The 23,409-nt window shown below is 34.0% G+C and carries 21 protein-coding genes and 1 tRNA gene; 6 read left to right on the top strand and 16 right to left on the bottom strand.

Annotated elements, in window-relative coordinates; genetic code table 11:
- The first annotated feature begins 188 nt into the window (after nucleotides 1-188).
- Together BWZ41_RS03690 and BWZ41_RS03685 are read left to right on the top strand one after the other, a co-directional pair.
- Nucleotides 189-1,376: an OTU domain-containing protein gene (locus BWZ41_RS03690; RefSeq protein WP_241653895.1), complete on the top strand. Its 1,188-nt coding sequence runs from the start codon at nucleotides 189-191 to the stop codon at nucleotides 1,374-1,376.
- 53 nt (nucleotides 1,377-1,429) lie between these two features.
- Nucleotides 1,430-2,023, top strand: a complete 594-nt coding sequence (locus BWZ41_RS03685; protein ID WP_063630557.1) for a TIGR02217 family protein — start codon at nucleotides 1,430-1,432, stop codon at nucleotides 2,021-2,023.
- A gap of 74 nt (nucleotides 2,024-2,097) precedes the next feature.
- Here the strand turns inward: BWZ41_RS03685 and BWZ41_RS03680 are convergent, their stop codons facing one another.
- The 7 genes from BWZ41_RS03680 to BWZ41_RS07925 all read right to left on the bottom strand — a co-directional run bounded on the left by BWZ41_RS03680 (nucleotide 2,098) and on the right by BWZ41_RS07925 (nucleotide 10,096).
- Nucleotides 2,098-2,871 carry a hypothetical protein gene (locus BWZ41_RS03680; RefSeq protein ID WP_063630558.1) on the bottom strand — a complete coding sequence of 258 codons (774 nt, stop codon included), beginning with the start codon at nucleotides 2,869-2,871 and terminating at the stop codon, nucleotides 2,098-2,100.
- A gap of 472 nt (nucleotides 2,872-3,343) precedes the next feature.
- Nucleotides 3,344-3,637, bottom strand: coding sequence for a hypothetical protein (locus tag BWZ41_RS03675; RefSeq protein ID WP_143689435.1), 294 nt, complete (start codon nucleotides 3,635-3,637; stop codon nucleotides 3,344-3,346).
- Nucleotides 3,638-3,777: 140 nt separating this feature from the next.
- Nucleotides 3,778-6,447 carry a 2-oxoglutarate dehydrogenase E1 component gene (locus tag BWZ41_RS03670; protein ID WP_143689434.1) on the bottom strand — a complete coding sequence of 890 codons (2,670 nt, stop codon included), beginning with the start codon at nucleotides 6,445-6,447 and terminating at the stop codon, nucleotides 3,778-3,780.
- 281 nt (nucleotides 6,448-6,728) lie between these two features.
- Entirely contained in the window at nucleotides 6,729-8,069 is a 1,341-nt protein-coding gene (locus tag BWZ41_RS03665; protein WP_143689433.1) for an ankyrin repeat domain-containing protein, read from the bottom strand.
- Between the two features lie 242 nt (nucleotides 8,070-8,311).
- On the bottom strand, nucleotides 8,312-8,764 hold the full coding sequence (locus BWZ41_RS07935) for an ATP-binding protein (RefSeq protein ID WP_241653894.1): 453 nt from the start codon (nucleotides 8,762-8,764) through the stop codon (nucleotides 8,312-8,314).
- Nucleotides 8,742-9,140 carry an AAA family ATPase gene (locus tag BWZ41_RS07930; RefSeq protein WP_241653893.1) on the bottom strand — a complete coding sequence of 133 codons (399 nt, stop codon included), beginning with the start codon at nucleotides 9,138-9,140 and terminating at the stop codon, nucleotides 8,742-8,744. The genes BWZ41_RS07935 and BWZ41_RS07930 overlap by 23 nt, the downstream gene beginning before the upstream one ends.
- 119 nt (nucleotides 9,141-9,259) lie before the next feature.
- Complete coding sequence (locus BWZ41_RS07925; protein WP_241653892.1) at nucleotides 9,260-10,096, bottom strand: ankyrin repeat domain-containing protein; 837 nt, start codon at nucleotides 10,094-10,096, stop codon at nucleotides 9,260-9,262.
- Nucleotides 10,097-10,716: 620 nt separating this feature from the next.
- Between BWZ41_RS07925 and BWZ41_RS03655 the strand changes: the two genes are divergently transcribed.
- The gene (locus BWZ41_RS03655) at nucleotides 10,717-10,983 is read left to right on the top strand and encodes a hypothetical protein (RefSeq protein ID WP_143689432.1); all 267 of its coding nucleotides are present in this window, start codon (nucleotides 10,717-10,719) and stop codon (nucleotides 10,981-10,983) included.
- 19 nt (nucleotides 10,984-11,002) lie between these two features.
- Here BWZ41_RS03655 and purH read toward each other — a convergent pair whose 3' ends face one another.
- From purH to BWZ41_RS03620, 7 genes are all read right to left on the bottom strand, one after another.
- A complete protein-coding gene (purH, locus tag BWZ41_RS03650; RefSeq protein WP_143689431.1) occupies nucleotides 11,003-12,523 on the bottom strand; it encodes a bifunctional phosphoribosylaminoimidazolecarboxamide formyltransferase/IMP cyclohydrolase in 1,521 nt (506 codons plus the stop codon).
- A 162-nt stretch (nucleotides 12,524-12,685) separates the two neighbouring features.
- Nucleotides 12,686-13,585, bottom strand: a complete 900-nt coding sequence (fmt, locus tag BWZ41_RS03645; protein WP_143689430.1) for a methionyl-tRNA formyltransferase — start codon at nucleotides 13,583-13,585, stop codon at nucleotides 12,686-12,688.
- A gap of 14 nt (nucleotides 13,586-13,599) precedes the next feature.
- Nucleotides 13,600-13,956, bottom strand: a complete 357-nt coding sequence (gene rplT / locus BWZ41_RS03640) for a 50S ribosomal protein L20 (protein ID WP_143689429.1) — start codon at nucleotides 13,954-13,956, stop codon at nucleotides 13,600-13,602.
- A gap of 21 nt (nucleotides 13,957-13,977) precedes the next feature.
- Nucleotides 13,978-14,184: a 50S ribosomal protein L35 gene (gene rpmI, locus BWZ41_RS03635; RefSeq protein WP_143689428.1), complete on the bottom strand. Its 207-nt coding sequence runs from the start codon at nucleotides 14,182-14,184 to the stop codon at nucleotides 13,978-13,980.
- Between the two features lie 98 nt (nucleotides 14,185-14,282).
- A complete protein-coding gene (locus tag BWZ41_RS03630) occupies nucleotides 14,283-14,726 on the bottom strand; it encodes a PAS domain-containing protein (RefSeq protein WP_143689427.1) in 444 nt (147 codons plus the stop codon).
- 205 nt (nucleotides 14,727-14,931) lie between these two features.
- The gene (locus BWZ41_RS03625) at nucleotides 14,932-15,705 is read right to left on the bottom strand and encodes a hypothetical protein (RefSeq protein WP_143689426.1); all 774 of its coding nucleotides are present in this window, start codon (nucleotides 15,703-15,705) and stop codon (nucleotides 14,932-14,934) included.
- A gap of 289 nt (nucleotides 15,706-15,994) precedes the next feature.
- Nucleotides 15,995-16,951, bottom strand: a complete 957-nt coding sequence (locus BWZ41_RS03620) for a hypothetical protein (protein WP_143689425.1) — start codon at nucleotides 16,949-16,951, stop codon at nucleotides 15,995-15,997.
- 218 nt (nucleotides 16,952-17,169) lie between these two features.
- Between BWZ41_RS03620 and alaS the strand changes: the two genes are divergently transcribed.
- On the top strand, nucleotides 17,170-19,809 hold the full coding sequence (gene alaS, locus BWZ41_RS03615) for an alanine--tRNA ligase (protein WP_143689424.1): 2,640 nt from the start codon (nucleotides 17,170-17,172) through the stop codon (nucleotides 19,807-19,809).
- A 203-nt stretch (nucleotides 19,810-20,012) separates the two neighbouring features.
- Nucleotides 20,013-20,084, top strand: a tRNA-Asn gene (locus BWZ41_RS03610).
- Between the two features lie 86 nt (nucleotides 20,085-20,170).
- On the opposite strand, the gene BWZ41_RS03605 is transcribed toward BWZ41_RS03610, so the two are convergent.
- Nucleotides 20,171-20,905: a leucine-rich repeat domain-containing protein gene (locus BWZ41_RS03605; protein ID WP_143689423.1), complete on the bottom strand. Its 735-nt coding sequence runs from the start codon at nucleotides 20,903-20,905 to the stop codon at nucleotides 20,171-20,173.
- Between the two features lie 187 nt (nucleotides 20,906-21,092).
- Between BWZ41_RS03605 and gpmI the strand changes: the two genes are divergently transcribed.
- Entirely contained in the window at nucleotides 21,093-22,589 is a 1,497-nt protein-coding gene (gene gpmI, locus BWZ41_RS03600) for a 2,3-bisphosphoglycerate-independent phosphoglycerate mutase (protein WP_143689422.1), read from the top strand.
- A gap of 14 nt (nucleotides 22,590-22,603) precedes the next feature.
- Here gpmI and BWZ41_RS03595 read toward each other — a convergent pair whose 3' ends face one another.
- Nucleotides 22,604-23,359 (bottom strand): hypothetical protein, encoded by a 756-nt coding sequence (locus BWZ41_RS03595; protein WP_108784208.1) that lies wholly within the window; start codon nucleotides 23,357-23,359, stop codon nucleotides 22,604-22,606.
- Between the last annotated feature and the right edge of the window lie 50 nt (nucleotides 23,360-23,409).

Below are 23,409 nucleotides of genomic sequence, written 5' to 3'. Positions count from 1 at the left end.
TCCTGCTTGACAGCACAAGAAAGTTTAAGTATAATTAAGTTAAGATATAGTAAGTAACAATATGTATAAGCTACATATTAGTTCAAGAAAAGTAGGTGATGTTTCCTTGCAATACAGCAGGACCTTAAGTAATAAGCCTTCCTAGGCTGATTAATCTATTAAAATACATATTATTTTGGAGTTATAACATGAGAGATTCTAACTATGTAAGAGAGCCAATTGCTCTTTTTCAAAAAATCAAAGAAAATAAAAAATCAAGTGATTTATTGCATAATCTAAAGAGCGCTTATCCTGAAAAACTAAAAATCGGGGCTGCTATAAAGACAGGGGATTGCTTTTTTGACTCTGTGGCTCAAGGATTGAATGAATTAAACATAAAACCTGATTATCGTTTTACTGCAAAATCATTAAGAAAAGACTGCGCAGATTATGTTGAGCAACATGGTAAACAAGATAGTTGGGCCTATAAAGCAGTAATAAAAGACGCTGCTATTGGTGGCTACTTTGTTGAGCTAGAAGGTCCATATGGTCCTATAGAAGATCCACAAACTAAAATAAATATGATAGATGAGAAAAAGACTTTTCATCAATACTTAAAAAATATTAAGAATATTGCCACAGGAGCTGGTTCTACACCTATATGGGGTCGTCCAGAGATTGAAGGGAGAATGATATGTGAAAAGTATAAAGTGAAAATTGCAGTGATAGCACTAGAAGAAGAACTTATAGATGGTAGATATATTACTACATGTGAAGAAGGTGAAGGCGATAAGGTTGTTCGTATAGTGAATTACATGAGGCATTTTGTGCCACTTCTAAGTGAAATTTCTGAAGATATAACAGAAAGTCAACCAGTTTCTAATGAAGAAATCTTTGGTGAGGTTACAGAAGTTCCTGCTTCTGATCAATCAGAGCAAAAAGAACAATATAATATCAGAACTAGCAAATCAGCAATTGTGCAAGATCATGAAACACAAAAAGAGAGAATTAATACCAGCGCTAGTGAGCCAATTCATACAGATACAGTAATTACTATTTCTCATCAACAAGGGCAAGAAACACAACAAGAGGCAATAGAAAAGAAATTAATCAATAGTTACAGAAGAGAAGCTATTTATAGCATAGCTGCTGTAATAACAGCTATAGAATTCACAGCATCTGCTATAGCTATTGTTTTTACTCAACCAATTCCTTTAGCATATCTTGCTGGAGTTGCTTTAGTTTTTGCATGTATTTGTATGTATAAGTTGACGCAGAGCCATAAAGACATTAATGAACTCAAAAGTGAGCCAAAGGAAAATATTGCCCATACTTTTCTAGAAGAAACGGGATTTAAAATTTATAGCCTGATTGATAAAGTAGCTTCAAAAGCTTAAGCTCTTTCTTACTTTATCTACACCAAATCAATTTTGTTTTCACAGGAGGAAATATGTCATTTACAGAAATTAGATTTCCAGAAAATATATCTTATGGTTCCACTGGAGGACCGGAATTTTCCACTGACATTGTAACAACTCATAATGGCTGTGAGCAGCGCAATATTAATTGGTCTCGTGCACGTGCCAGGTATAACATAGCTTATGGAGTTAGGTCAAACGAGCAGCTAACAGAACTCATAACATTTTTTCAGGCACGAAAAGGTAAAGCTATAGGGTTTCGCTTTAAGGATTGGTCAGACTTTACAGTTATCAATCAAGAAATTGGCATAGGAGACGATAAAAAAACGATCTTTCAACTGATGAAAACTTACATAAGTGGAAAAGACAAGCATACACGAACTATTAAAAAGCCAGTGCATGATACAATAAAAATTTACCTAGATGGTGAAGAGACAGAAAAATATTCAGTAAATTATTCAACTGGAGAAATAGAATTTATGAAACCACCAGCAAAAGGCACAATAATCACCGCAAGCTTCGAATTTGATGTACCAGTACGATTTGATACAGATTACCTAAACGCTTCTATTGATAACTATGGCAGTAACAGTTGGAATAATATTCCCTTGGTGGAAGTGAAATAAAGTTAAAGTATGCTCCATAAAAGTTAAGCGATACTGAGGCTCATATTTAAATGAGCCTTAGCATATTTTAAAGTCTATCGCCCATTACAATGTTCCACACTCGAAATTTGAGGAAATTCTAATGTAGTGTTTTCTCTTTCTTGTAAAATAGAAAGTTTTAATAATTCTTTTAGAACTAACTTTACAAGTGTTGTATCATTTTCCTTAAAGAGGTAGTCCATCCTATTGGTTTTCTGTATGTGATTGACAAAATTTCTAGCTTCCTCATTAAAAGCCTCGATTGTGTTGATACAAGATAATACTAAATCCGAGCTATTTATCGCTAAAATTCCATTTACGAAAATATCTAATTTTGTTTTATCTTCAGTCAAATCTTCAGCTAACCTATTTCTAATATCATCATTCTCAAACAAAATGTACTCTAGGTACGAAGCAGACTCAATAAGTATAAAGTCTTCTAAAGGTAATGGTTCTAAACCATTTTTAACATAAGTCAATATGTTGAACTCAGTAATACACCCCTTTTTACTCACAACACAGTACTTGGGAAGATTACGATACATTGATAGCAAAGAAAAAAGACGTATTATACTTGTACCTCTATCTTTCATTTCCTCGAGAAGCTTTTTATCATTTATTAGTTTATGCAAAATGTAATCCGTAGCAGGACCTGGTTTGCGAAAACGAAACATATTATTTTCTGCAAAAATAGCCTCAGCTAATTCTATAGACTTTTTATCCTCATCTATAAAAGCCTTTTTGTCTCTATTTAATCGTATGATTTTAGCCTTGCTATTGCTGCGTAGTCTAGTTTGCCCTATTAGCCTCTCAAATATTTCTGTCTTCATATATATCTGATATTAATTAATATCAATATTTACTATATTAACTACCTTGAGAAAAATAAATGAAAATCTTAATAAATATTATACTTTTATAAAAAAATAAAAGTCTTTTTATATTTGCCTAAGTATAAAAGCAGTTTGATTACTGTGAGTTATCTAGGTCTAATTAATGAGCCTGCTTGAAGCCGTTCGGTGTTTAAGATTTCTGCTTGGTGCATCACTACTTCTGAAATAGCTGCAAGAAATTCCAAAGTTAGATACCGAAGTAAAAAAAATCAATCATATGTTTTCATAAAACGCCAAGAGTGAGAATTTTAATAGAATCAGAGGAATATAAGATTTAGTTTTTCCCATCTGATCTCAATTCCACTGAACGCTATTGATTTCAGATTACGCACAATATTCGAAAATATATTCGCTGATTTTTCTGATTCCATTTATTTTATTCTTAAAAGTGCCTCTCTACCTTTACGTCTTAAGATTCAAGCCAGATGACCCCTATTATAGCAGCATTCATTGCATCCATACAAGCTTGGCATTCACTATCATTACATTCTCCTTCAAGCCTATCGTATTGGTTAAGTGTAATATTATCTTTATTATTTAGCATAACTTTAAAGCATTCTTCATAGTTTTTGCCAGTAGATTCACCTGTTTTGACATCAATAAGTTCGTCATTTTCAACCTTAATATCTATTCGAGAATTTGGTCTCTCTTCTTTTTTTGTAATAGCATGAGATTGTAATTGGAAAGCGTTATTGTTACTCATAAAATACTCCTAAAATTTATTCTAGTTATAGAATATAAAGTTTAAGAATCTATAAACTAGTTTTACTCTCCACAATCTTTTTTGTGATATGGGAAATTTTTTATTGCTATGAGTTATCTAGGTCTAATTAATGAACCTGCTTAGTGTTTGCACAATTGTACCTGCACAACTTGCTTCAAAATTTCTGCTTGTTGTTGAGCATGGACATTAGCATAACCGCATGCAGGAGATGCAGCAGCGGGTCTCGCAATACATTTAGGCCTTTTTGCTTGAGTGTCTAAATTAGATAGAACTTCTTCTATTAACGGATTAACAAAAAACCATCCTCCCATATTTTTTGGTTCCTCTTGACACCATATAATTTCAGCGTTCTTATATTTTTCAAGTTCACTGCCTAGTTTATCGGCCGGGAATGGATAAAATTGTTCTAAACGCACTACTGCTATATCGTTTATTTTTTGTGCTTCAAGCATTTCAATTATGTCGTAATAAACTTTACCACTACATATTACAACTTTACGTATTTTATCACTTGCAACTAAACCTTTTCTACACTCTGGAATTACCGTAAGAAATTTTCCTTCAAAGTCAGAAAGGTTAGAAACTGCGCTTTTATGACGCAATAGTGATTTAGGTGTAAACACCACTAAAGGCTTACGAAAATCTCGATTAATTTGTCGGCGCAAAACATGAAAGTAATTTGCTGGAGTAGAGCAATTAACTACTTGCATATTATCCTCTGCGCAGAGTTGCAAAAATCTCTCTATACGAGCAGAACTATGCTCAGGCCCCTGCCCTTCATAACCATGAGGCAAAAGTAAAACTAGACCACTTGACCGCAACCACTTTGTTTCTGCAGATGAGATAAATTGGTCGATCATAATTTGCGCGCCATTTGCAAAATCACCGAACTGCCCTTCCCAGAGCACAAGTGAATATGGAGAGTCAAGGCTATATCCATATTCAAAACCCATCACAGCATACTCAGATAGTGCGCTATCTATAACTTCAAAGCGAGCTTGCTTCTCACTTATGTTGTTCAGTGGAATAAACGTTTCTTCTGTTACTTGATCAACAAGTCTTGAATGACGGTGCGAGAAGGTGCCGCGACCAGAATCTTGTCCTGACAAGCGCACTCCTATTCCTTCTCTAAGCAATGACGCGAATGCGAGACTTTCAGCAGTTGCCCAGTCTATGTTGCTACCGGAATTTATACTTTCTATTCTTCCATCAAGTATTTTTCTGACCTTATTATTGATATTAAAACTGCTTGGAATATTGCTATTTATGTGTACGCCCAATTTTTTTAGCTCATCTGGTGAAACACCAGAGTCCGTATAATATTCACTCAAATCGTTCAACTTTGCTCTCCTGCGTTTTAACCACACTCCATCAAACCAGTCAGCTTTCTTCGGAGTATAAGTCGTTGACTCAGTAAGGCTTTTATCTAATCTTGTTCTAAATTCGCTGCGTAATTTACTTACTTCATCGCTACCTAGCACTTTCTCTGCAGTCAGCTTCTCTTCGTACAGCGTGCCTGGAGTTTTATGCTTTGATATTGCTTTATACATAAGTGGCTGAGTAAAATTTGGCTCATCGCCTTCATTATGGCCATATTTGCGGTAGCATATTATGTCAATCACCACATCCTTTTTAAATTTCTGCACATACTCCATTGCCAAATTCGCAACAAAACTCACAGCTTCTGGATTATCTCCATTAACATGAAATATTGGAGCTTCTATTGATTTTGCTACATCAGTGCAATAAAAAGATGAGCGTGCGCAGGATGGGTTGGCGGTAAAACCAACTTGGTTATTAATAACAATATGCACGATACCACCTACTGTATAACCTTCAATGTTGCTCAAAGTAAGGGTTTCGGCCACCACTCCCTGCCCGATGAAAGCTGCATCACCATGAATTGACACTCCAAGCACAGATCTTATATTTTGCTTCGCTCTTACTCTTCCAGCTAGAACTGGATTTACCGCCTCAAGGTGAGATGGGTTAGGACATAAACTTAAGTGTATTTTTTTACCATCAGCAAGTGCTCGATCAGAAGAGTAACCAAGGTGATATTTGACATCACCAGATACCTCAAGACCACTTGGGTATGCAAGATTGCCTTGAAATTCAGACAGCATTGCCGCATATTCTTTCCCCATAACTTTGGTTAGAACATTAAGCCGTCCTCGGTGGGCCATACCAAGAACTATTTCTTCAATACCAAAAGCTGCAGAATCACTAATAACTCTTTCAATTGCAACAATAGCTGACTCCCCACCTTCGATAGAAAAACGCTTATATCCAGGAAATTTCATATGGAGAAATTGCTCGAACACCTCAGATTCGATTAAGTGCCTCAGTATTTCTTTTTTATCCTGAGGGCTTAGCGTATAGACCTGATTTTCAATTTTCTCCTGCAGCCAAACTCTTTCCTCATAAGAGGAAATATGCATAAATTCAAAACCGATATTATTGCAGTAAATATCTCTGTAGGTTTTAGTGTCACTTGTAGGAGAAAGATTTAAGTATTTTTGATAATCTATTTCCTTATTTACATTCGGTGATAATGGATTTAAGTCTGCAAAAAAGTGACCATAAGATCTGAAAAAATTTGCTAAATCATCAGCATCTACCTTGGCTTCATTCTGTGCTCTGCAGGGTTCGGCTTTATTAACTTCTAAATTGCTCGAAAAAATTCTGTACCAATCTTCTCCAATTGATTTATCGCCTTGCAAGTAACGGCTATAAATTTCTTCCACAAATTCTGCATTGTCACCATAAAGGCAGCTTAAACTTGGCATAATCACTACAAAAGATATCAAATACTTATAAGTATAACTTAAGTTTTTTAAAAAAGAACTTTTTTGATCTCTGTAGATTAAGCTAATGCATTACCGCTTTCTCACAGATGTACGAACATTCATTTTTGAAGGTAAACTTCACAGCAAATGTTCAGTGCATGACACCATTTGTTTTTATGGTTTTGTCTATTTTATTTTGCCACTCTGCTAAACGAATACATTTAATTTCATTTTTATCGAGCAGATAATTGTCATATATTAGCTTAGTTCTCCTGTTGTACTTAAATGTAGATCAGCATAGCCCTAATTTTTTTATATATTTTACTTCTTTCTCTATATTTAATAACAGGCTTAAAAATAAATGGTAAACCTATAATTGTTAAGCTTAGAGCTAAGATTGAAAGTACACAAAAGGCTTTGTGTTTACTATGCAGCTCTTTCAAGTAAAGCATCAAAAATCTACAGAATTTTTTGTAATTTTCTTCAATATTTTTTTTGCTATGAGCCTTGTCAATAAACATATCTATTGCGGTATAATCTTTACTACACTTAATTGCCCCTTTTTCTATTAATAGCTGAGCTATATCAAAATAATCCTTTTGAATAGTAAGATGCAGAGGTGTAAAACCTTGTTGATCACAAATATTCATATTGGCTTTTACTGCTAACAACATTCTTACAATTTCTACATGGCCTTTTTTAGCTGCAAGTAGCAGAGGAGTTCTGTTGCATCTAGTGACGGCATTAACGTTTACCTTAAGCTCCAATAAGAACTTAACTGCTTTAGTATCACCATTATAGCTAGCTTTATGTAACCTGGTATTACCGTTACAATCTTGTTCATCTGCTTCTATTCCCTTTGAAACAAGAAATGTTACCATCTTCCTATTATTATTCTCAATAGCGCAATCCAGTGCATCAAAACCATGTTTGTTTTTTGTGCAAATAAACTCTTTTAACCTAGCTTTTGCTTGCTTTACAATAAGCTTTACCAGTTGCATTTTGTTGTTATATGCTGCTAGAAAAAGCGTAGTATTATTTTCTGCATCTTTTGCTTCTATGTTTGCACCTTTCTTTATCAGATATTCTATAATCTCTGCTCTACTTTCATAATGTGTAGTACATTGATAAATGGTCAAAAATAAAGGAGTACGAAAGTTGTTATCTTCACATTCAAGATTTGCTCCGCTATCAATTAAAATCTGGACGCTCTTTTTAGAACCGTATAATGAAGCTATGTGAAGAGGAGTATAGCCTTCCTCAGCATCTTTTTCATTAATTTTTGCGCCTTTTGTTATTAAAAAATCCATTAATTCTGTGTCATCTTGTAGTGTAGCAAGGTGAAGTGGAGTAAATCCATTTTTATCTCTAGAATTAATTGTCAGTTGATTAACAAGAAGTTTAGCAATTTTTTTGTGTCCATGCATAATAGCATAATGCAGTGGGTTTCTATTTTCGTTGTCCACAACATTAAAGTCAGCTTCGTGCTCTAATAATGATTTTACTCCAACTAAATCGCCTTCTTTTGTAAACTTATGCAAGAGAGTGACTCCGCTTACATCTTTTGAGTTAATATCAAATCCACTTTCTACCAATTGATGTATGTCTTCCTCACACGCCATACCATTTTAATTAAACCCTTTTCGCATTAACAATACTCCCACTTAATTAAGTTTGAATGAATCTGTAAGAGAGATATAAACGTTAGGGAGATTTGTGATAAATAGTAAGAAAAAGAACAGAAAGTCAAAATCTATCTAACACAACTAAATTTTACCTGCTTTTTTTGCACTCTATCTCTACTTTTGCATTTACATTTGCTGAATCACTTTCCTGCTTTACAATAAGGAGATCCATATGTTTTTTATTTAGCTAAGCCACAATATTTTTTTAATTCTCTAAAACTCAAAATATTTCCCCAATCCTCTATCAAGCTACTCACTTTTTTATTCTCATCCCCAACTTCAATCTTTTTAGATTTAAGACGTTTAAGTACATTATTGAAATCATCCATGGTCACTGTCACTTTTAGCTCTTCATCTTCTGACTCTTCTTCGCAAATCTGATCTACAGCATGAAGTTTTGCTTCATTTACCAAATTTTCTAGATCAGCTCCTGAAAAACCATTAGTTTCTTCTGCAAGTTTTGCTAGATTTACATCTGGTGCCATTGGCACTTTTTCCGTATAAAGACCCAATATTTTTTCACGTAGGCTTTTATCTGGTAAAAGAATTTCAATATGTTTAGAGAGGCGACCTGATCTAATTACTGCTTCATCTAAACTTTCTAGACGATTAGTTGCAGCAATGATTGTCACCTTCTATAGGGTTAAAACCATCAAGCTCGCATAAAAACTGATTTACAATTCGGTTGTGTTCTTCATCACTTCGTCCACTATTACTACGTTTTGTACAAACAGCATCTATTTCATCTATAAAGACTATGCAAGGAGCATTTTCTCTCGCTTTTGCAAAAAGATCTTTTATGTAATGCGCGCTGTGTCCAGCATATTTTTGTATACATTCAGATCCAGAAACGCTAATAAATTTAGCACTAGCTTCACATGCAATTGCACGAGCAATAAGAGTTTTACCATTTCCAGGTGGACCATATAAAATATAGCCTGTTGGCATTTTGCAACTTAGCATTTCAAGAGCTTTCTTCTTCTTCTCTGATATATGACCACAAATCATTTTTAACTCTTTTCTTACTTCCTCTGAAACAATAACATCATCAAGTGTTACTTTTTTCTGCTTGTCTTGATCAACTATCTCTATTCTAGAAGAGCCTTTTATTGCACAAACAAGATCATTTAATTTTTTTGAGCGCGTTGCTTTATTAACCGATTTTTTTCATCACTCACTTCTTCAATATTTATTATGTTTGAATCTTGCTCGTTTTTAATCTCATTTTTAGCATCCAATTCAGACGCTTTGTACGTAATATATTTAGCTATAGATGCAAATGCATACAAAATACTTACACACAATAACACCTTTAATACAGGCACATCAGGTACAATTAAATTAACCGCAACAATTGATGTTGCCATAGCAGCACCTAACAACAACATTGAGCCAAAAACGATATAACCTTGAATTTTCGCTTTTTTCAGCTGCATTAAGTATCCAGAGCCATTAGGATGCTTGAATGCATAAATATTCACTGCAGTTTTACCATGAAAATTCTTTAACCAAGGATCTGCATTTTTTCTTATTAGAATTGATATTGTTTTTCTACTTCCATTATCTGCAGCATAATGCAAAGGGGTATTGCCCTCTTTATCCATTACATTAACACTTATTCCTTTATTTAAGAAAAATTCTACTACTTCAACATGACCATTTTCAGCAGCTAAATGTAAAGGAATCTTCTCGCGCTTACTATCTTTCTTATTAACATCAGCTTCTCCTGCTACCAGGACTTTTGCTACGTTTTCAAAGCCACCTCTAGCAGCTACGTGCAACAATGTAAGTTCTTGACTAAATAAATGATTTACATCAAATTTAACTTTCTTCCACTCTTCATGTAGATCTTGATTCTGTTTCTCTAGTTCTTCTTGTATTTCCTGGATTATATTATCTTCATTTAAATCTGTCTTATCGTTAATTATACTCAGTACTTCTGCTAGTAATTGATCACTTGTCATAATCTCATCTTTAATCTTAAATAATATATTTAATTATTATATAATTAAAATAAAAATTCAATATTTATTTTAAACAAGGTAATAATTGGATTGTGAATAGCAAATTAGATCCAAGTAGCCCCATCTCACACTACTGTCATCCCAGTTCCTAGACACCAGCCTTTCTTACCAACAAAAACTTAGCATAACTTTTGTTCTCAAAAAATTTCTGGATTCCAGTGTCAAGCACTGATCTTCAATCTCCCTACATCTCTGCGTCACGCACTGAAATGACACCCTGAAGCTTTAGCTATAAATATTAAGCAAGCAAAAAAAGGCAAAAGAAGCCTCATGGAGATAGTTGCTCCACTCTTTATTTTTTAAATTTGACGTTGGGTAATGTCTTAAACAGACTGTTTCAGTTTGTATAGGGAAAAGCCCGAAGTTTTTATAAAGACATAGTATGTACATAGTACAAAAACAGTACGCTAAATACAAGTCTTCTTGTCGTTTTAATCTATACAGATTGGGAAGTTAAATAATATAGCTTCACCTTCTCTGTAAGACATTTTAGCCATAATGGCTAATTTCTGGAGGATGAAGCACTTAAACTAGTTGCTATTGATAGTAATGATGCTTTCATGGCTGAAATAGAAAATAGCAAAGACATATCTGTTGTGACTACTTCTAATCAGTGGCTTACAGCAAAAAATCTTACTTCTTTCGATCATCAGATTAAGTCTACTCCAGCGGATATAGTAAGGATTTCTGATAGGTGGTTGATTTTTGACGAGCATGGAATAAAGAATGTTGTTAAGGCTAATGAAGAACCAAAAGAGGGAATGTTCAAAAAAGTATGTCAAACCGAATTTTTAGTTCAACTCAATTTTCAATCTGTGGGGGTATAATTTTGACAGGATACAAAGCTTAATGGAGAAAGTTACGAATATCAGTGAAAAACATGGCAATTTTATTCTCATTTGCAGCTGCTATCACGTCTTGATCTTTCAATGAGCCACCTGGCTGAATTATAGCTGTAATTCCATGTTTTGCACTTTCTACTATACTATCTGGAAATGGAAAAAATGCATCCGAAGCAAGCGCTGCGCCTTTACATTTTTCACCTGCTTTTTTTACTGCAATATTCACACTATCTATTCTGCTTGTTTGTCCTGCACCGATGCCAATAGCACAACCGTCTTTTGCTATCACTATTGCATTGGATTTTACATGTTTACATATTTTCCAAGCAAAAATAAGATCTTCCTTCTCTTTTTTTGTTGTAGTGCATTCTGTCACTCGGTTTATTTCTTCTACTTTTACTGTATGGTTATTATTTTCTTGCACTAAGAACCCGCCAACAACATTTTTGATTTGATATTTTGCATTTTGCTGAAGAGATTGATGAATAATCACTCTTAAATTTTTCTTTTTTTGTAAAATTTTTAGTGCCTCATTGTTTACCGATGGTACTATCACCACTTCCAAAAATATCTCGTTTAATTTCTCTGCTAGCTTTAAATCTATCTCCCGATTGAAAGCAACTATTCCACCAAAACTGCTTATTTCATCACATGATAGAGCTTTTTCATATGCTTTTAAAGCACTATCACTAACAGCAGCGCCACATGGATTATTGTGCTTTATTATCACTGCTGCAGGTTCTTGAAACTCAGAAATTATGTTAAGTGCAGACTCTATGTCAACTATATTATTATAGCTCAACTCTTTTCCATGTATTTTCTCCAGTGGATACTTGCTAAATTGATTGCTATAAAATGCAGCTTTTTGATGAGGATTTTCACCATATCTGAGTCCTTGTGCTTTACATCCATATAAAGTAAAAAACTCTGGTAACTCATTGCTTTTACCCTGTGATAAAAACCAATTGTAAATATTAGAATCATACTGTGCAGTCAGAGCAAATGCTTTAGTTGCTAGATGTTTTCTATATTCTAATGTTGTCTGATTGTTATTTTTGATCATCTCAGCTTTCAGTGTTTCGTAATCTTGAATGCTAGAAATCACTGAAGTGAAATGAAAGTTTTTTGCTGTAGCTCTAATTAATGCTACTCCACCTATATCTATTTGTTCTATGATTTGCTTCTCACTTGAGTTGCTATTAACCGTTTTCCAAAATGGATATAAGTTAGTTATAAGCAGATCTATCGGCTTAATTTCTAGATTCTGCATTTCCTTTTCGTGCCTTTTTCGATCACAGAGTATTCCTCCATGAATTTTAGGATGTAAAGTTTTCACTCTGCCATCTAGTATTTCTGGAAATTGTGTGTAATCTGAAACTTCTTGCGTTTTTATTCCCGCACCTGATAGCACTTTATAAGTATTCCCTGTTGAGAGAATTTCTATTTGTTGCTGCATCAAAAACGATGCAAGTTCAATTATATTTGTCTTATCGTATACTGATATTAAAGCTCTTTTAATTTTCATATGGAAGGTTTCTTAAGATTATATCTAAGAAAAGAAAATTTGTCTATATATAGCTACTACGTCATACCACTGCGTTATCTCGTTGTAGATTCCGCTAACAAGCAGCGGAATACCAAATTGTAGAAGTTGCTTTAGCTCTCCTCACCCTCCTTTCAAAGTAGTCTATTCTATAAATTTTTTTGTTAAACTTGATTTTAAGCCACGAACAAAATCTTTAATATCGCAAGGATTTCTTCCTTCCATTTGTACAACTTTAGGAATTAAAGTACCACCTTTTAAACTTACGTGCATATTATCGTTAACAATCTCACCTTGTTCTGAAGCGAAAGCTTCAAAGTCAGCATCAAGTATCTTGATACGTTTATTCTCTACCTTAATAAATGCTTTTGGATAAAATGCTTTAACCTTTCTATAAGCAATTTCACAGGCGTCACTTGCGTAAATTTTATAGTCTTTTACTTTGTCAGCATAGCACGCATCGTTATCGCTCTGTTTTAAGGGAACTTGCTTTTCAATTTCGTTTAGTACTTTCAGCAGTAAATCACTACCTAATTCAGACAATTTATCATACAACGTCTTATAATTATCGCTTTTTTCAATAAGAAATTTTTTCTGTTTTAAAATAGGGCCAGAATCTAATCCTTCATCTAGCTGCATAATGCTAACTCCGGTTTCTTGATCTCCGGCTAAAATTGTGTGCTGTATCGGAGCTGCACCGCGCCACCTAGGCAGCAATGATGGATGAATATTAATACAACCATATTTAGGAATATTTAAAATTTCTTTTGGAAGTATCAATCCATACGCAGCAACAACTGCAACGTCTGGCTTAAAATTTTCAAACTTTTCTTGCTCTATCGAAGATTTTAAAGAGGTAGGAGTACATACCTCTATGTCACTTTTTTCAGCAACGATGTGTACTGGGGATTTTGTTAACTTCTGCCCACGACCTAAAGGCTTTGGAGCCTTGGTGTATACCGCTACTGTTTCGTTATGTGATTTCAATAGTAGACTTAACGTATTAACCGCAAACTCCGGCGACCCCATGAAAATAATTCTCATTAGGTGTTTTTGCTTTAAGATAACTTACTATTTACAATTTCTATTAATTTAGCAAAATCATCCTTATGATTAACAGCCATCTCAGCAAGAATTTTCCTATTTAAATCAATTTCAGCAAGTTTAAGACCATGCATAAATCTACCGTAAGTAAGTCCATGTTCTCTTACTGCTGCATTAATACGTATTATCCACAAACCACGAAAATCACGTTTACAGGTTCTTCTGTCTCTGTAAGCATATTGGAGTGCTTTTTCAACTCTTTGTAATGCAATTCTATAACAATTTTTTGCCCGTCCTCTATAACCCTTTGCTAGTTTCAATATTTTTTTATGACGAGCATGAGTAGTGACTCCACGTTTTACTCGAGCCATTTTTATTTTACCTCCATTTTGTTAAATACCATAAGGCATATAAAGCTTAACTATACGCGAGTCAGATTTACTAAGAATCGTCGTACCACGCTGATTACGAATATTAGATTTACTTCTCTTTACCATACCATGTCTTTTACCTGACTGAGTAGAGATGACTTTACCCTTAGCTGTAAGGTGAAAGCGCTTTTTGACAGAAGCTTTGGTTTTTAATTTTATTTTCGTCATATTCTAAACAAATTTACAAACACCACTATTTAGTTCTTTATTAGTAATTAAGTATGAGTATAGATAATTTTATTAAAGAATCAAATTAAAATTGTATTTTAAAGCAGCTTGAATGTAATTACACCCAATATATGAGTTATACCTTCTTCATTCCCAATTGGTAGCAATACTTGCCTCATTTTAACACTTTCACTTTCTTCCTCTTCGTTAATTGAGCATTTACTCTCTATTACAGTCTCAAGTTTATCAACAACTGCATCTATTTTATATAGCCGCAAAAATGGTGCATCAATTGCATACTTATCATCGATGTACATCTTTTTTTCAAAACCATAGAATTCAATAGCTTTTTCTCCTGCATTTTCACAAATATAACCTCGATCTTTAACTTCAATGATAAAACAATGCTGCCATGACTCCATGATTTCTGCAGTGTCTATTTCATGTCTTTCTGGCCATTCTCTATCTGATCCTTTTATATCACTCCAATGTTGAGTAACTATATTCACTATTCTTCTTTCTTTGCCTGCATAATTTTCCATTCGAAATTCCACATATAAAACACAGATATGAGGTAAATTTATCGTGAATATATTGATTTTTTCTTACTCACTGGTGTAGGTTATTGAAAATTCTCATCCTGTTTACACAATAGGTAATGATAAATTAAGTATAATAATTGGAATATCAAAATTATTCAATGAGGAAATTGTGAAATAAAAAAATTCTATTTTTGCAATATTTTTGCTAAATAATACTATTACCTCTACTTTCTAAGGTTATTGCACTTAATAAATTACTAGATGGAGTTTCTTTCTGAGAACTACTATGGCGTTTACTTTTTCTATTACAAGACCAACATTTAAACGGTACAGCTGCTGCAATAGCTGCTACCAAAGCTACTGCTACTGCTAAAATACCTACTGTGAACACTATATTATTTTTCTCGTTTGAAGGTGTTTTCAATAATTTAAATCCTCTCAAGTTTGTATCATGAATCATAGGATTACCCAAAATATTCGTCGTATTTTGAACACTTTCTATATTTCGCATTGTAATTCCATTGCTAGCGTTTGATTTTTTCATTTCTTCCATTACTTGTTTTAAGTTTGGTAGTTCTGCTGTTGTATTTTCAATATCACCAGCTTCCAGCTTTTGCAAGTTCTCATTACTCAAAAACTCTTTGAGATACTTTTCATAAAACTCTTTGGCATTATATCTTTTATAACTTCGTATTTTTCCACTCTTAAGATCAGAAATAATATTATCAATCATCAATCGATAATTTATTTTGGAATTTGCTTCACGCATTATTTCCTCTCTACCAATGAGTATACGATAAGATGAATTGTCAAGTATGCACACATAATTGAGTTTTAAATCACCTCCTCCCAATAGAAAATATATTGTTCTGTTTTGTTCTACATCTCGCAATTCTGATTCAATACTAATCCATCTATTCCTTTTTTCCTTATTGATTGATCTTTTTTTTCCTACAGTATTTTTAAATCTTCTTGACATATATGACCCCCAAGCTGACCAATATTTCCTTATGTATAAAAGATAAATTATTTAAGTCCACATTTTTTCACTAAGATTTTTATATTTTTATTATACTAAATAATACATATATTAATATCTGAATTTCTCATTGCAATTTATTATACCTTAGTAAAAACGATATAAAATTAGAGAAAGAGTTATAAAATTTTTTGTAAGACAGGAAAATTTCTTCTCCTTTGGTTCCAGAGCATATAAGTGCTGTAAGAGCTAAGTTGATGGCACTGTTGTGCCATCAAACTCTGGAATCTTACTCGACACTAATCTGAGAAGATAGATGTGCTACCGATGTAGCATTGCTGAGCAAAGATTCTATTTCTGATGTAGATCCGGAATGCTCAAATTGAGCTTGTTCAGGAAGGTTTTTCATCGCTTTTTCAACATCGTAGCTACCTTCCCTATTTTTTCTATGCCATACAAAGTATCCTAATCCTGCAAAAGCTACTGCTAGCACTCCACCCAATATACCACCAGCAATCCCTGCTATTCCTATATACTGTCCTCCATTTATTTCGGGTAATTTAGGCCCTTCCACATCTGTGCTATTAAATATAGAATGATCTAACACTTCTTGTGAATTACTATCAAAACGGGAAACACTACTTATATCTTCAGGAGTAATTCCATAACTAGCATTTGATTCTTCTATTTCATTTATTACGTCATTAATCTCTTTAGTAGTTACTTTGCTTGATGCAAAATCGAATTCTTGTTTTGTTAAAGAAGCTGATTCGATAGTTACATCTTCCTGCATCTGATAATCAATTTCTTCAGTAGTAGATTCTCTCAATTGGCTATTTTCATCAGTTCTTTCTTTGAGCTTTTTTGAACTATCCTTACCCAATTCATCTACAAGGTTTTTTAGATATATTTTCTTAAATTCTCTATAATTATATTCTTTACCTTTTTCTATTTCTCCACTCTTAAGACCTAAAATAATTCCATCTATTGTCGATTCACGAATTGCTTGAGGAATGTCTATTGAATTTACTATTCCTGTAACCAAGCCTATCTCAGCTGCTCTAGAAGATATAGAGAGGTCTTTTACTGTTAAATTCTCTCCTTTAATTAAAAATTCTACTCTTCTGTTTTGTTTTATACTTTCCAAGTCAGATACAATTCTAATTGTTGGACCATCCATCTCCTGCTTATTTGTTGTTTCCCTCTTTCGTATGCTATTCTTAGTGTTTTGGAATTTTTTTGGCATTTCACACTCCTTAAATTAATTAACAAAAATATTATTTGAATTAACAAATACTTCTCTATGTTAGTGGATAAAATATTTAAACCCATATCTTTTTATTAAAATTTTTATGTAAAAGTTACTTTTATTATACTAAATAATATATATATTAATATTTAGATTGATAAATTGATTTTACTTCCGTTACAACTTATTATTTATAGGTAATCTCAGTAAAAACGATGAAGCTAAACGAAATTAGAGAAAGATTTATAAAATTTTTTGTAAATAATAATCATGAGGAGGTTCCTTCTTCTCCTTTGATTCCCGAGCATGATCCAACACTCATGTTTACAAATGCTGGTATGGTACAGTTCAAAAACATCTTTACCGGCACGCAAAAAACTGAAATGAAACGTGCCGTCTCAAGTCAAAAGTGTCTCAGAGCAGGTGGTAAACACAATGATCTTGAAAATGTTGGCTATACATCTCGGCATCACACATTTTTTGAAATGCTCGGAAATTTTAGCTTTGGTGATTACTTTAAAGAAACTGCAATAGAATTTGCGTGGAAATTTATTACTGAAGAATTGTCTCTTGATAAAAACAGACTATCCATAACTGTTTACCACACCGATGATGAAGCACATGAAATTTGGCGTAAGATAAGTGGCTTTTCAGATGATAAAATCATAAGAATTACAACAGATGATAACTTTTGGAGCATGGGCAATACTGGTCCATGTGGCCCATGTTCTGAAATCTTTTACGATCATGGAAATTCCGCTTTACATGAAGACGACAGAATTGTTGAAATTTGGAATCTGGTATTCATGGAATTTAATAAAGATGAAGAAGGTAATTTACAAAAATTACCAAAAAAATGCATCGATACCGGAATGGGTCTTGAAAGAATAGCAGCTGTTATGCAAAACGTCCATGATAACTATGATATCGACCTATTTTCTGCTCTAATCAATAAATCTCAAGAATACTGTGGAAATAAGGAAAACAAAGTAGCTCATAAGATTATCGCAGATCACCTTCGTGCAGCTGCATTTCTCATCGCAGAAGGAGTGCTTCCTGGAAACGAAGGCAGGAATTACGTATTACGCAGATTAATTAGGAGAGCAGCACGTTATATCCACCTACTTGGATATAATGATTCTTTATTGCATCTTGTTTTTCCTGCACTCATAGATGGCACAAATTTGGCTTATATGGGAGATGCTTATCCAGAGCTAATCAGAGCTAAAAGCTTAATAGAAAAAACGTTAAAATCAGAGGAAGAAAACTTTAAAGACACTTTAATGAAAGGCATTAATCTCTTGGATAAATTTACTGCAGATTTAAAATCAGGTGACACCCTTCCTGGAGAATCAGCATTCAAACTATATGACACTTATGGATTTCCTTTGGATATCACACTTGATATTTTAAAAGAGAAAAAAATAAATTTTGACCAAAAAGGTTTTGATAATGCAATGAAAGAGCAAAAAGAAAGAGCACGTGCTAATTGGACTGGATCTGGTGAAAAGTCTGTTGAACAAGTATGGTTTAATTTAATCGATCAGTTTGGCAAAACGGAATTTGTTGGTTATGAACGTGATGAAGTAAAGGATGCAACAGTACTCGCAATAATTTCCTCTAAAAATGAATTAATTGTTTCTGCAAAAGAAGGAGAAAAGATAACTATTATACTTGATAAAACACCTTTTTATGGAGAGTCAGGTGGACAAGTGGGAGATATTGGAAAGTTACTTCTTGTCATCCCAGTACTTGATACTGGGATCCAGATTCCAGCGTCACGCGCTGGAATGACACCAGATTTAGGCGTAATCATAGTGGAAAATACCAACAAGATTAATGACCTATATTTACACAGATGTATAGTGGAGTCTGGTTCAGTTCGTAAAGGTGATATAGTTACAGCTAGTATTAACAAAAAAAGAAGACAAGACTTAAGCAGAAATCATTCAGCTACACATCTTCTACACTTTGCACTCAGAAAAATCTTAGGTGATCACGTTACTCAAAAAGGTTCTCTAGTCGCACCAAATAGACTAAGATTTGACTTTAGTCACAATAAGCCAGTCACTCAGGATCAGCTGTCTTCAGTAGAAGATATAGTAAACTCTCTAATCAGAGAAAACCTTTCTAGGTCTACAAAAGTTCAAGGTATGGATCAGGCAATAGACGAAGGAGCGATGGCCTTATTTGGTGAAAAATATGGTGATAGGGTTAGGGTTATAAAAATTGGAGACTCAAAAGAATTATGTGGCGGTACACACGTGGAACGTACTGGAGAAATTGGTTTGTTTAAGATAGCAGCAGAATGTTCCGTTGCATCTGGAGTAAGAAGGATCGAAGCTTTAACCGGTCAAGAAGCAATCAACTACTTACGCAATAACGAAATTAGCTTAAAAAAAGTTGCAGAATTCGTAAAAGCACCAGTAAATGAAATAATAAGTAGACTCAGTATTTTAAGCCAAGAGCGCAAAGAATTCGAAACCAAAATAAAAAATCTTTATAAAAAGCTTGTCAGTGTAGAAAATATAAAAAGCACTGAAATAAATGGAATAAATTTCGTAAGCCACACTTTCACTGACGTTCCAGGAAGTATAATAAGGGAATTTGTTCTTCAGCAACAAAAATCGAAAACTGTAATAGCCTTCACGGTAACAGAAAAGGATAAAACAGTTTTAATTGTCAAAGTAAGTAAAGATTTAACTAATAAGATCAATGCAAAAGAGCTAGTATCTACTGTAACCAGAAGGGATTGCGGTGGAAATGCCGAACTTGCCCAAACAGGCTGTGATAACAATAAAATAGATGATGCCATTACAGCAATCCATAGCAAAATAACAGCTTGCAAAAACTAATACACCCTACTACCTCGGAACCGTGAACGGAATCGTCAAGGTATTATGCAAATAGGGGTAGAGAAGACTTAACTGTCAAATGAGCATATCAGGTAATAAAAACTGAATTACAGCTCTATGCTCTGGAATGATATCTAGGTTTAAAGTCTACATAAAAATCATTTACAATCTACGTTCAATATGATAAGTTGAAAACAGTCTATTCCTCGGTAGCTCAGTGGTAGAGCAGTTGGCTGTTAACCAATTGGTCGCTGGTTCGAATCCGGCCCGGGGAGCACTATTTTATACAATCTGTACATTTCACTTTTAGCCCAGAATTCACTACCTTTTTTTGTCTTTTAAACAGACAAAACGTGTGAAGTTATATAGGTTTAAAGCCTTTACTATCAAAATGCAAAGATGCCTGCGCTTCACTTAGCTTGCTACCTTGCTCTCCCCCTACTTTTCTTTTATTACACCTACTTCGTAGTGAAGGCAGGACATTTTCAGGCAACGTGCTATCAATACTGCAATAATTAAAAATAAGTGAAGTAAGACGTATCAAATTTCCACTCGCCAAAGTCTGTGCACCTCTGTAATTAATGCTGCTATCATATACTTTAAGTGTAATAAGATTTGTAAGATTTCCACTCGCTAAAACTTCCGCACCTTTGTCACTGATTTCATTCCATCCTAAACTAAGCAAAGTAAGATTTGTAAGATTTCCACTCGCTAAAGCTTTTGCCCCCCTATCGCTAATTTTATTATCATATAATTTCATCTCAGTAAGACTTGTAAGATTTCCACTGGCTAAAGCCTCTACACCTTCATCACCAATTTCGTTTCCTCCTAAATCAAGCAAAGTAAGATTTATAAGATTTCCGCTTGCTAAAATCTTCGCACCTTCTGTACCAATACAACAGCAACTTAGATCAAGTGAAGTAAGATGTGAAAGCTTAGCTAATTCTTTTACAACTTCACAATCAATGCTTGAATATCGTAAAATAAGCTTTCTAATGTGTGTATTATTTTTTAAAAAATTTACGAACTTGTTTGCATTAACTATAGCGCCTGATGTTGCTAAAGTATTACCTTTTATATATTGGCTACAACTCACTTGACCTCACTATTAAAGCTATGCAAGTGTTTTAGTAAACACTTCAGCAACTGTCAATCACTTTAATAAAATATTTTATGAAAAATCTCATACCTCTAAGGAGCTTTTTATATCTCTTATTTTAACACAAAAGTTGTGAAAAGAGTTTGTTTTTGGTACCATTGGGGGTTTCGATATTAACTTTTATATGAACTTTCAATCAGTCGTTTTATGTATACTAGATGGCTGGGGCAATGGAATAGAAAATAGTAAATACAACGCTATTAGCAATGCAAGTCCACCCTGTTGGCAATATATTAGCTCTAATTATCCAAAGCGCAGTTTATCTGCCTGCGGAACTGATGTTGGATTACCAGACGGCCAGATAGGCAATTCAGAAGTTGGACACATGAATATTGGCAGTGGTAGAGTGGTAATGCAAAGCCTGCAGCGCATTAATCGAGAAATTGAAACGATAGAAAATAATGTAAATCTGCAGAGCTTTATTAATGATCTAAAAAGCAAAAGCGGCATATGCCATATAATGGGACTGGTTTCAGATGGCGGTGTTCATTCGCATCAAAAGCATATTGGAGCTTTAGCAAATAAAATATCACAGCGCGGAATTAAAGTTGTGATACATGCATTTTTAGATGGCAGAGACACATTGCCAAATTCAGGGAAAAAATGCATTCAAGAATTTAAAGAGAGCATCAAAGATAATGACATAAGAATTGCCACTGTCTCTGGACGTTATTATGCCATGGACCGTGATAATAGGTGGGAAAGGACAATTGAAGCTTATGAGGCTATCGCATTTGCAAAAGCACCTCACCACGATGATGTAGTATCGCTGATTGATAAAAATTATCAAAATAATATAACCGATGAGTTTATTAGGCCTGCAGTAATAGGTGATTATCAAGGCATAAAATCAGAAGATGGATTGCTATTGGCTAACTTTCGTGCTGATCGAATGATACAATTGGCAAGTATTTTACTTGGTAAAGCAGGTTATACTGAAGTGACAAAATTCTCTTCAATTGTGAGTATGATGCAATACAAAGCGGACTTAAAAATTCCCCATCTCTTTCCTCCTGAATCTTTTGCTAACACTTTAGGGCAAGTAATAGCAGACAATAAATTACGACAACTGCGTATTGCAGAAACTGAGAAATATGCTCATGTGACTTTCTTTTTTAATTGCGGAAGAGAAGAACCTTTGCTCGGTGAAGAAAGAATACTAATTCCTTCACCAAAAGTTAAAACTTATGATCTACAACCTGAAATGTCAGCCTTCGAGCTCACAGAAGAACTTGTAAAAAAAATTCATTCTCAAGAATTTGCGCTGATAGTTGTAAACTACGCTAACCCTGATATGTTGGGACACACAGGTAATATAAAAGCAGCCGAGCAAGCTGTGCTCGCTGTAGATGATTGCCTTGCAAAAGTACTCAGCGTTGTCAAAGAAGTGGGTAATACTGCACTCATTGTTACAGCAGACCATGGTAATGTGGAATGTATGTTTGATGAAGAAAATAACACACCTCACACAGCGCACACTCTAAATAAAGCTCCATTTATTATATCTTGTGAAAATTTAAAACTGAGAGATGGAAAATTATCTGATATTGCACCTACTATTTTACAGCTACTTGGACTCAAAAAGCCAAATGAAATGACAGGTAGTTCATTAATTGTGTAGTGCGCTTTATATTACTATAAATCTATAAATAAGGGCTGATTTGCATTAGGAAATAAAACACTGTGCATAGCAGATAGCATATCTATTTGCTGCTCCAAATGGCCATGTTGTGCTTCTACATTAGAGTATTGAATATGATTTTTGCTAGCATACACAGATAAAGAACCATCGTCTTCGACTGCTTTGTTATTTTGCAATACTATATTAAAAATTTCCTTCTGTTTTAAAGCATTAAACCAGCCCTCATCTGTCGTGTAAAAAAATTCACCCGTTCCATTTTCTGGACATACCTCTGGATAAATCTTTAGCACATCATGAGAAAGTGGTGGAGAAAAATAGCTTTTGAATGAGTAGCTGGGAGAGTTGTGATTATTGTGCAGAGCAATAACATGATCTTGACCAGGAAGTAAAAAGTCTAAAATTTTTTCTGCAAAGTTTCTAGTAATTCTCAAAGCATCTTCTGAAAAATTGCCAAACTCTCTTAAGCTAGCTTCTGCACCTACATCATCAAACATGCGATTGGGATCGAATTCATACCGCTCACCATTTAAGTAAAATTCTACATTGCGCGGAGTACCATCACCATGAGTAATGTACAGCATTCTTCCACCAAACTCCTCGATTATATTCTCACCAGCTTCTTTTGAAGTTACTTCATTTTGATGCACATTGATAAAATTGATTCCACTTGTATCGCTACTTTTAATAAAAAGTTTAACTGTAGTATCACCTAGCGCCAGATCATATTCTTTAGTGTCAATGTTTGACATTCCGCTGCCATCAATAATCAAAGCAAAAAAAATAGCCCAAATTTTACTTT

It is taken from the genome of Wolbachia endosymbiont of Nilaparvata lugens, from assembly GCF_007115045.1.
Lineage (GTDB): Bacteria > Pseudomonadota > Alphaproteobacteria > Rickettsiales > Anaplasmataceae > Wolbachia.
This window is presented reverse-complemented; position numbering and strand designations above follow the sequence as displayed.

Coding starts and splice junctions, on each gene's coding strand:
- BWZ41_RS03690 (WP_241653895.1), top strand. CDS start 189: ATGAGAGATTCTAACTATGTAAGAGAGCCAATTGCTCTTTTTCAAAAA.
- BWZ41_RS03685 (WP_063630557.1), top strand. CDS start 1,430: ATGTCATTTACAGAAATTAGATTTCCAGAAAATATATCTTATGGTTCC.
- BWZ41_RS03680 (WP_063630558.1), bottom strand. CDS start 2,871: ATGAAGACAGAAATATTTGAGAGGCTAATAGGGCAAACTAGACTACGC.
- BWZ41_RS03675 (WP_143689435.1), bottom strand. CDS start 3,637: ATGAGTAACAATAACGCTTTCCAATTACAATCTCATGCTATTACAAAA.
- BWZ41_RS03670 (WP_143689434.1), bottom strand. CDS start 6,447: ATGCCAAGTTTAAGCTGCCTTTATGGTGACAATGCAGAATTTGTGGAA.
- BWZ41_RS03665 (WP_143689433.1), bottom strand. CDS start 8,069: ATGGCGTGTGAGGAAGACATACATCAATTGGTAGAAAGTGGATTTGAT.
- BWZ41_RS07930 (WP_241653893.1), bottom strand. CDS start 9,140: ATGATTTGTGGTCATATATCAGAGAAGAAGAAGAAAGCTCTTGAAATG.
- BWZ41_RS07925 (WP_241653892.1), bottom strand. CDS start 10,096: ATGACAAGTGATCAATTACTAGCAGAAGTACTGAGTATAATTAACGAT.
- BWZ41_RS03655 (WP_143689432.1), top strand. CDS start 10,717: ATGGCTGAAATAGAAAATAGCAAAGACATATCTGTTGTGACTACTTCT.
- purH (WP_143689431.1), bottom strand. CDS start 12,523: ATGAAAATTAAAAGAGCTTTAATATCAGTATACGATAAGACAAATATA.
- fmt (WP_143689430.1), bottom strand. CDS start 13,585: ATGAGAATTATTTTCATGGGGTCGCCGGAGTTTGCGGTTAATACGTTA.
- rplT (WP_143689429.1), bottom strand. CDS start 13,956: ATGGCTCGAGTAAAACGTGGAGTCACTACTCATGCTCGTCATAAAAAA.
- rpmI (WP_143689428.1), bottom strand. CDS start 14,184: ATGACGAAAATAAAATTAAAAACCAAAGCTTCTGTCAAAAAGCGCTTT.
- BWZ41_RS03630 (WP_143689427.1), bottom strand. CDS start 14,726: ATGGAAAATTATGCAGGCAAAGAAAGAAGAATAGTGAATATAGTTACT.
- BWZ41_RS03625 (WP_143689426.1), bottom strand. CDS start 15,705: ATGTCAAGAAGATTTAAAAATACTGTAGGAAAAAAAAGATCAATCAAT.
- BWZ41_RS03620 (WP_143689425.1), bottom strand. CDS start 16,951: ATGCCAAAAAAATTCCAAAACACTAAGAATAGCATACGAAAGAGGGAA.
- alaS (WP_143689424.1), top strand. CDS start 17,170: ATGAAGCTAAACGAAATTAGAGAAAGATTTATAAAATTTTTTGTAAAT.
- gpmI (WP_143689422.1), top strand. CDS start 21,093: ATGAACTTTCAATCAGTCGTTTTATGTATACTAGATGGCTGGGGCAAT.
- BWZ41_RS03595 (WP_108784208.1), bottom strand. CDS start 23,359: ATGTCAAACATTGACACTAAAGAATATGATCTGGCGCTAGGTGATACT.